Origin of the sequence: uncultured Tenacibaculum sp., assembly GCF_947502995.1 — a bacterium.
Lineage (GTDB): Bacteria > Bacteroidota > Bacteroidia > Flavobacteriales > Flavobacteriaceae > Polaribacter.
Window position 1 is genome coordinate 66,966 of record NZ_CANNBW010000026.1, and the last position, 7,631, is coordinate 74,596.

8 protein-coding genes are annotated in these 7,631 nt (G+C 30.3%); 2 read left to right on the forward strand and 6 right to left on the reverse strand.

Going from position 1 to position 7,631, the window contains the following annotated elements:
- The first annotated feature begins 8 nt into the window (after positions 1 to 8).
- Both Q1A46_RS18425 and Q1A46_RS18430 read left to right on the forward strand, forming a co-directional pair.
- Positions 9 to 1,409, forward strand: a complete 1,401-nt coding sequence (locus Q1A46_RS18425) for a rhodanese-like domain-containing protein (protein ID WP_299682503.1) — start codon at positions 9 to 11, stop codon at positions 1,407 to 1,409.
- A gap of 7 nt (positions 1,410 to 1,416) precedes the next feature.
- Positions 1,417 to 1,809 (forward strand): rhodanese-like domain-containing protein, encoded by a 393-nt coding sequence (locus Q1A46_RS18430; RefSeq protein WP_299682506.1) that lies wholly within the window; start codon positions 1,417 to 1,419, stop codon positions 1,807 to 1,809.
- Positions 1,810 to 1,847: 38 nt separating this feature from the next.
- Here Q1A46_RS18430 and Q1A46_RS18435 read toward each other — a convergent pair whose 3' ends face one another.
- The 6 genes from Q1A46_RS18435 to Q1A46_RS18460 all read right to left on the reverse strand — a co-directional run bounded on the left by Q1A46_RS18435 (position 1,848) and on the right by Q1A46_RS18460 (position 7,441).
- Positions 1,848 to 4,262, reverse strand: a complete 2,415-nt coding sequence (locus tag Q1A46_RS18435; RefSeq protein WP_373456519.1) for a TonB-dependent receptor — start codon at positions 4,260 to 4,262, stop codon at positions 1,848 to 1,850.
- A gap of 285 nt (positions 4,263 to 4,547) precedes the next feature.
- Complete coding sequence (gene arfB, locus Q1A46_RS18440; RefSeq protein ID WP_299682512.1) at positions 4,548 to 4,952, reverse strand: alternative ribosome rescue aminoacyl-tRNA hydrolase ArfB; 405 nt, start codon at positions 4,950 to 4,952, stop codon at positions 4,548 to 4,550.
- Entirely contained in the window at positions 4,942 to 5,598 is a 657-nt protein-coding gene (locus Q1A46_RS18445) for an ATP-binding protein (protein WP_299682515.1), read from the reverse strand. Before Q1A46_RS18445 ends, arfB begins: the two co-directional genes overlap by 11 nt.
- A complete protein-coding gene (gene pnuC, locus Q1A46_RS18450; RefSeq protein ID WP_299682518.1) occupies positions 5,562 to 6,191 on the reverse strand; it encodes a nicotinamide riboside transporter PnuC in 630 nt (209 codons plus the stop codon). Before pnuC ends, Q1A46_RS18445 begins: the two co-directional genes overlap by 37 nt.
- Complete coding sequence (locus Q1A46_RS18455) at positions 6,175 to 6,435, reverse strand: thiamine-binding protein (protein ID WP_299682521.1); 261 nt, start codon at positions 6,433 to 6,435, stop codon at positions 6,175 to 6,177. Before Q1A46_RS18455 ends, pnuC begins: the two co-directional genes overlap by 17 nt.
- A gap of 31 nt (positions 6,436 to 6,466) precedes the next feature.
- Positions 6,467 to 7,441, reverse strand: a complete 975-nt coding sequence (locus Q1A46_RS18460) for a hypothetical protein (protein ID WP_299682524.1) — start codon at positions 7,439 to 7,441, stop codon at positions 6,467 to 6,469.
- Positions 7,442 to 7,631: the final 190 nt, after the last annotated feature.

Consider the following 7,631-nt stretch of genomic DNA (forward strand, 5'->3'; position numbering starts at 1 on the left):
ATTGAATTATGAAGATTGAACAAATTTATACGAACTGCCTATCGCAAGGAGCATATTATATAGAAAGTAATGGAGAAGTAGCTATTATAGATCCGTTACGTGAAGTACAATCATATATCGATAAGGCTAAAAAAGATGAAGCTAAAATTAAATATATCTTTGAAACTCATTTTCATGCCGACTTTGTAAGTGGACATATAACATTAGCTGAAAAAACAGGAGCTACAATTGTATACGGACCAACTGCAACAACAAATTTTAAGTCACATATCGCTAAAGATTCTGAAGTTTTCAAAATTGGGAATATAGAAATCGTTGCTTTGCATACACCAGGGCACACGATGGAAAGCACAACTTATTTGCTAAAAGGTGAAAACGGTAAAGATCACGCAATTTTTAGTGGAGATACTTTATTTATTGGAGATGTTGGAAGACCAGATTTGGCTCAAAAAGGAGATATTACTCAAGAAGATTTAGCAGGTTTTCTTTATGAAAGTTTACGAACTAAAATAATGCCTTTACACGATGATGTCATTGTTTATCCTGCTCATGGAGCAGGTTCAGCTTGTGGAAAGCATTTGAGTAAAGAAACTGTAAGTACATTAGGAAACCAAAAGAAGACAAACTATGCTTTAAGAGCAGATATGACTAAAGAAGAGTTTGTAAAAGAAGTTACAGATGGTTTATTGCCTCCACCAGAGTATTTTCCTTTAAATGTAAAATTGAATAAAGAAGGTTACGATTCTATCGATAATATCATAGAGCGAGGAACAAAAGCACTTTCTGTTGATGAGTTTGAGTATGTATCAAATAAGTATGAAGCTTTAATATTAGATGTAAGGCATCAATCTGATTTTATCCAAGGATTTATACCGCAATCTATTTTTATTGGTTTAAATGGATCATTTGCGCCTTGGGTGGGAGCTTTAATTAGAGATACAGAACAACCAATTGTTTTGGTAACACCTGAAGGAAAAGAAGAAGAAGCAATTACAAGATTAGCAAGAGTTGGTTTTGATAATGTTTTAGGATACCTAGAAGGAAGCTTTGATAGTTGGAAAAATGCGAATAAAGATTTTGATACGTTACGTTCAGTTTCAGCAAATCATTTAGAAAAAGCATTAGAAGAAAAAGTTACAGTTTTTGATGTTAGAAAACCAGGGGAATATAACTCAGATCATATAAAAAACGTTGAAAACACTCCATTAGATTATTTAAATGATTATATTAGTATGTTTCCAAACACTAACGACTTTTATATTCATTGCGCTGGCGGTTATCGTTCTGTAATTGCAGCTTCTATATTAAAATCTAGAGGATTTCATAATGTAATTGATGTAGCTGGAGGATATAAAGCGATCAAAGAAACCAATATTCAAAGAGATCAATCGTTATGTGTTTCAAAGTAATTGAAACATGAGAAAATTCATTTTAGGTTTAATTGGGATTTGCATTTTATTTTCTTGCGCTAGTAGTAATGAAAATGTAAAAACTATTACCGTAGATGATTTAAAACTCAAAATACGAGAAGATAGAAACATCCAGATTTTAGATGTAAGAACAGCTTCCGAAACGTCAGACGGAGTTATCTTCAATGCGATTCAAGTCAATTTAATTTCGAATAGTTTCGAAACAAAAAGTTTGGAGGTTTTAAATAAAGAAAAACCAGTTTATGTGTATTGTAGATCTGGTAGAAGAAGTAAAATTGCTGCAGGAGTTTTAGCTGATAACGGTTACGAAGTTTATAATGTTAAAGGTGGATATGTAGCTTGGGAGAAAAAAATAATCAACAATACAAATAAAGAATAAATAAAAAAACCGAGTGATTTCACTCGGTTTTTTATTACTTAGAACTTTAATGTAGCTCCAATTAAAAAGTTTCTAGTTGCTTGTGGATAAAATCCTGCGCCGTCAACTGTTGTTGTAACTCCAGGATTCGACCAAGTATCATCAAAGAAGAAATAATATCCTCTGTCAACATATTCTCTGTCAAAAATATTATTTACTAATCCTGTTAATACTATAGAATCAAAGATTTTATTAGTTTTTATTTCATAAATAACATTTAAGTCACTCGTAAAGTAACTACCTAGTCGTTCATTATCAGAAATTCTTCCGCTTAAATTTCCCATAAATTGTTCGCCTACAAACTTTGATAAAAATGAAATCTGTAAATTTTCAATAGGTTTATAGTTTAAAGCATTACCAACGATTACGTTTGGAGAAAAAGAAATATCTGTGTTTCCTAAGTTTTCTATAGCACCATCGATTGGAACTTTAAAATCACGATTCTTGTTAGCACTAAAAGCTACATTTGGTTGTATCGATAAAAAGTCAGTTAAAATAACACTAGCATCTATTTCTAAACCTAATCTATAACTACTTCCACTAGTTTCTCTAAGCGGCTCACCAACATTATTAATCGCTCCTGATAATACCAATTGATTTTTATAATCCATATAGTATACATTCGTATTAACTTTAATACTACCTGTATTTAATCTCCAACCTAATTCGAAATCATCTAAAGTTTCATGTTGAGAATTACCACCTTCAAAATCGTTTCTGTTAGGTTCTCTGTTAGCTCTTGCATAAGATGCATAAAGACTATTATTATCGTTTACTTGATATGTTAAACCTAATTTCGGATTGAAAAAGTTAAAATCTTTATCAACATCTAACGGATCACGATCTGAAGTTAATCCGTTTGTTCTGTAACTAACAAATCTTCCTTGTAAATCTACATATGCATTAAGTTTATCATTAATACTAATATTTGCTTTTACAAAAGAACTTAAGTCGTGCTTTTTAGCATCACTAAAATAATAACGATCACGAATATTTGTACCTGGAGCTAAATCACTTCCCCAGATTACTTCTCCGTAATGATCGTTGCTGTAATTACTATAAGATCCTCCAGCAATAATTTCTAATCCTTTTAACGTATAAGTTGCAGAAGCATTAACTACATAAAAATGATTATCTAACCATCTACGAACAATTACATCACTATTATCAACAATAAGATTATTAAAATCAGCAGCATTTTCATTTTCCTTAAACTGCTCAAAATATCCTTTACCACGAGTGTAGTTTAAACCAATATTAGTTGAAATTTTATCGCTGAATTTTTCATTCCAGTGTAGTTGATGATGGTCTTGCCAGTAATTATCAGTTTCGTTATCGTATAAATAATGATTGTATCTACGATCTGAATTTCTAAGATTATCTGCTTGTTCTGGAGTTAATCCGTTATTTACGATAAAATCTTCAATTCCTTGTTGATCTCCAGTAAGACGAGCTTCAGGAGTTCCGAACCAAGCTTGGTAAGTTTGTTCAGTTCCACCAAAAACAATAGCTTTAATTAAAGTGTTATCATCAATATAACTTCCTTGTAAAAAGTAAGATTTTAAATCTGTAAAAGCTCTGTCGATATATCCATCTGAATAAATGTTAGACAAACGACCAGAAAGTTCGAAATGATCATTTAATAAACCAGTAGTAAACTTTACAGTATGTTTTCTAGTTCCAAAAGAACCAAATGAATTAGAGACTTCACCACCAGCTTCTTCAGAAACAGCATCAGTTAAAATATTTAAACTAGCTCCGAATGCTCCAGAACCATTTGTTGATGTTCCAACACCTCTTTGTAATTGTAAACTTTGTGTTGAAGAAGCAAAATCTCCTAAGTTTACCCAAAATGTACCTTGACTTTCAGCATCGTTATATGGAATTCCGTTAATTGTAACATTAATTCGAGAAGCATCAGAACCTCTAACTCGCATATAGGTATATCCAACTCCAGCTCCAGCATCAGAAGAAGAAATTACTGAAGGTAAATAGTTTAATAAAACAGGAATATCCTGACCTAAATTACGTTTAGCGATTTCTTTTTTACTAACGTTAGAATATGTCATAGGAGTTCCTGCTTTAGCTCTAATGGAAGAAACTAAAACTTCTTCTAAAACATTTTCTTCTGAAGTAAGTTGAATAACTAAATCTTTTGTGTTAGTAGAAAATTTCTTTTTAATAGTTCGGTATCCTAAATAAGAAACTTCAAATAAATACTTCCCTTCAGGTAATTTAATTTTAAAATTTCCATCAGCATCTGTTGTAGATCCTTTCTTAAGTTCACGAACAATTACTGTAGCACCAATTAATGGTTTTTTAGCATCGTCTACTACTTTACCTGATAAAACTACAGATTGAGCTTGAACTGATAATGAGATTGAAAAAAATAAAAGAGATACTAATATCTTCACTCTTTTACAAATGGTTAAAAATTTCATTTTAAATGAAGAATAAAAAGAGGTAATTATTCTATTGTATAATTTTGAATAATTAATTCATATACACCGTTGTAAAAAGGCATAATTTTTTGCCTTAATGCTCTAGTGTGTTTTCCCTAAACAGCATTACCTGTTCTAGGTTCAATGGGTATGATCTCAGCTCAATTTTTAAAATAATGATTCCAAAAAAAAGGCACCCCTTTATGAGAACGATGCAAAGTTAAGTTGGATTTTTTAAATAGCGAACAATATTTAGAACTAATCTATTTTGGGTTTCTTGCGAAGTTGTTTTTTAGCTGAATGAAATTGTTTGTTTTTAGCTTTTTTAATTACTGAAGCACGAGTTGGTTTAGTATTTCTTCGCTTTTTTTCTTGAATAAGATTTTGTGATAGCAATTGAAATAATCGAGTAATTACAAGTTCTTTGTTTTTGTGTTGTGATCTACTTACTTGACAGGTTAAAATCAGAATTCCTTCTTTTGTTAGTTTCTTATCAAGTTTACGTAATAACAATTCTTTTTCTCGAATCGAAAGTCCGTTTGAATCTTGTAAAGAAAAGCTAAGTTCTATTTTAGAAGATACTTTATTTACATGTTGTCCGCCAGCACCAGAACTTCTAACAGCTTTAAATAAGAGTTCTTTTTTAATAACCTCAAAAATCATTATACATATGATTTTCCATGTTGGTAGTATGATGTAAGAAATGAAGATCTAAATCAATTAGAGTATCAGAAGTAGTTAATTCCCTCTTTTGAAGTAATTCATCGATAAGTTTTACAGCTTTTTTGAAACGCGTTTCTTTATCTCCTTTTAATAGAACATACGGGCGATCATATTTTTCTAAAGCATTTTTAAAAGCTTTAAACATTTCTTCACGTTGTTCTGGTCGATCTCGTAAATCATCAGCTTCCCAAGGAGTATCAATATAAGTTAGGAAATATAAATCATAGGAATTTTCAATTGCAGCTTTATCAAGTAAATCATCAACAAAACCACCATAATACTCTTCAGAATATACTTTAGTTTCTAATAAATCGGTATCGCAAATTAAAACGTTATTAGCTTTTTCAGCAAGATTGTTTTCTAGAGTTATTTGTCCTTCAGCAATAGGAATGATATCTTCTTGCTCACAAATTTTTTGTTCTCTGTTCCATTTATCTTGTAGGTATTCTCTAGCATATTCAGGAACCCATTTAGTATTATAATGTTTTGCTAATTGACGCGATAAAGTTGTTTTACCTGTACTTTCAGGTCCAAACAAAACGACTTTAATTATGCTGTTTTCCTGTTGTCTAAGTCTTTTTTCCATGCTAAATATCCTAATACAGCTATAATTGTAAAAATTAAATATTGAAAACTAGTAAATGTAAAACCTTTATAAAGATACAAAGGAACGGAGATAATATCACCAATAATCCAATAAATCCAGTTCTCGATTTTTCTTCTGGCCATAAGCCACATTCCTACAAAAAATATGGCAGTAGTAACAGTATCTATATAAGCTGTCCAGTTATTCCATTTGTCGAAAATTGCATACACAACATACACGAAAATTAATGTAGCGAAGAAAATAACAATGCTAATTTTCTTTTCATAAGGCGTGGTTCTAGAAATCGGAGTAACATTTGTATCGGAAACTTTACGAGTCCAAATATACCAACCATAAAGACTCATGATAAAGTAATATCCGTTAATCATCATATCTCCTAGAAGTTCCCATTTTAATAAAAGATATACGAAAATGGCAGTACTAATCATTCCGGTAGGAAAAACCCAGATTTTATTTTGTTTAGAATACCAAACAGATAAAAACCCGAAAATAACAGCGATAATTTCTAAACAAATATCTAGTGTACTGTACGAATAATATTGACCGAAAAGGAAATCAAAAATTTGGTTCATAATTACTACGATCAGATTTAACAATTTTCATTTGAAGTAAACCATTATCGATAAGTTCAAAAGTTTCTTTAATCTCTTTGGTTAATAACTTCATTACGGTATCATATTCTCCATAAACTTGAGTACTTAAAGGGTTTTCTAGAACTGTGATTCCAGAAGCTCTTAATTTTTTGATGAAATTAATAATAGGTTCCTCAAAGTTATCTTGTAGTGGAGTGAGTGTTAGCTCTACAGATATTTTCATTGAATAGTATTTCCGACAAAAATAAAGACTATTATTCAAATAGTCTTTTTAGATCTTTTGTAGTAGTTTTTTTCATGTTAATATTCAATGTAGCGTTATTCGTAGCTTCTTTCAATTCAATTTTATCATAGTAAATCTGTTGTTTGTATGTGCCGACTATAATGATATGTGTTTTTCCACTGATAGGAATTTGTTGGAATTTTAAATTGTCTCCAAACCTTGATTGGTACATAAAAGAATTAATATTGTCATAATTGAAATAAATATCAAAGCCAGTAAATCGACGAGTTGTTTCAGTAACAGAAAAGTCGACTTTTGAAACATTTTTGACAAAATGATCTATGTTAATCCATTTAGCACTTAAATTATAGAGGATAAATCGTTCGCTGTTTTTTGTAGAGTCTAATGGCTTATTTGGGTTCCACCTATTAGAATTTTTTATAAAGAATTGAACAGAATCACAAGCAACAGTTTTACGAGTAGTGATTCCTCCGCCAACATAAATAAGGATATCACAATAATCTTGATTTGTAATTTTCCATTTGATATTTCCAATAGAATCTGTTTCAGAAAGGAAAATATCATTATCCATCAGTTTTCTTTTTGGAGGGAAAACTGCTATTCTTTCACCTTTTTTTAATTGTAGTTCTTTTCCGTTAGAAGTAAACTTAATTTTTAAAACTCCTGAAGATTCTAAAAGTTGATTATCGGTAGTTAAGGTTTGAATGTTACGATATAAAATTTCTTTAAAATCGTATAACTCTATTAACTCTAATTGTACTTTATCAGTTTCTTTTAAATCAAATAAACCTCTATAATAGTTAATTTTTGTTCCATGTTTCCCAATAATTTTTTTCCAGTATATCGTGTCTAAATCAAAGAATTGTGATTTTTCTTTTTGAAAACTTGCTAAGTGATTTTTAGGAGTAAATGGTTCAAGTTTTTCTCGTTTACAACTAGCAATAAGTAAAATTACCCCAATAAATAATGCGTAATGTAGTTTCATAGTAATCCAGTTTTTAATAATGAGTAACGTGTAAACAAAACGCATACCAAACTTCAGTAGAATTCAGTTTAGTTTAATTTTTGCCAAGTCACCAGAATATTAATTTTGATTACTGATTACTGATTACTGATTACTGATTACTGATTACTGATTACTGATTACTGATTACTGATTACTGATTACTGATTAC